The sequence below is a fragment of the Kitasatospora sp. NPDC059088 genome (assembly GCF_042738155.1).
Taxonomy (GTDB): Bacteria; Actinomycetota; Actinomycetes; order Streptomycetales; family Streptomycetaceae; genus Kitasatospora.
In genome coordinates this window covers 29,410-30,444 of record NZ_JBHYGR010000080.1, presented here as the reverse complement: position 1 = coordinate 30,444, position 1,035 = coordinate 29,410, and the positions used below count along the sequence as shown (strand labels likewise).

The 1,035-nt window shown below is 73.9% G+C and carries 1 protein-coding gene; it reads left to right on the top strand.

Annotated elements, in window-relative coordinates:
* Positions 1–121 precede the first annotated feature (121 nt).
* Positions 122–835, top strand: a complete 714-nt coding sequence (locus ACFWXO_RS29515) for a TetR family transcriptional regulator (RefSeq protein WP_380527339.1) — start codon at positions 122–124, stop codon at positions 833–835.
* The last annotated feature ends 200 nt before the right edge of the window (positions 836–1,035 follow it).

Sequence of the window (1,035 nt, the reverse complement as noted above, 5' to 3'; positions counted from 1 at the left end):
TTGTTTTGTCGTGGCCCGCTTCATTTTTTTATAAGACCCCCCCCCCCCCGCCCCCCCCCCCCCGCCGGGGGGGGGGGGGGCGCCCCCCGCCGCGCCCCCCCCCGGCACGGACGGCGGGCCCATGCCCGGCGGCCGGGCCCAGCCCAAGACCGACAAGAGCGAGGCGACCCGGGCGCTGATCCTGGAGACGGCCATGCGGCTGTTCCAGGACCGGGGTTACGAGAAGACGACGATGCGCGCCATCGCCACCGAGGCGGGCGTGTCGGTCGGCAACGCCTACTACTACTTCTCCGCCAAGGAATTCCTGATCCAGGGGTTCTACGACCGGATGACCCACGACCACGCGGCCGAGGCCAGGCTCCGCATGGCCCACACCCGGGACTTCGCCGAGCGGCTGCAGATCGCGCTGGACTCCTGGCTGGACACGGCCGCGCCGTACCACGAGTTCGCCGCGCAGTTCTTCCGCACCGCGGCCGACCCGACCAGCTCGCTCAGCCCGTTCTCCAACGAGTCCCACCCGGCCCGGGCGGTGGCCGTCGACCTGTTCCGGGAAGTCCTCCAGGGCTCGGAGCTGGCGCCGAAGCTGGACGCCGAACTCGTCGAGCTGCTGCCGGACGTGCTCTGGCTGCACCTGATGGTCGTGGTGCTCTACTGGGTCTTCGACCGGACGGAGGACACCGAGCGCACCAGGGAGTTCGTCCGGCGCTCGACGCCGATGGCCGCCCGGGTGATCAACCTCTCGCGCTACCGGGTGTTCCGGCCGATCGTGCGGGACGCCAAGGGGCTGATCCAGGACTTCATCCTGCCCACGATCGGCAAGACGGCCGTCAAGTAGGCGCGGCCGGGCACGAGTTGTGACCGCCGGAGGCCGGCCCGCACACTGCGGGCCGGGCTCCGGGGGGGGGTGGCGGCGAGTGGGTGGGGGCGCGCGGGGGTGCGGGGGGGCGGGGGGTGGGGGGGCGCGGCCCCTACCCGCCCGCCGCCCCCGAGCGGCGGGGCCGGCCCGCCCCCCGCCCGGGAGGTGGACTCCGCCCG

Coding starts and splice junctions, on each gene's coding strand:
- ACFWXO_RS29515 (WP_380527339.1), top strand. CDS start 122: ATGCCCGGCGGCCGGGCCCAGCCCAAGACCGACAAGAGCGAGGCGACC.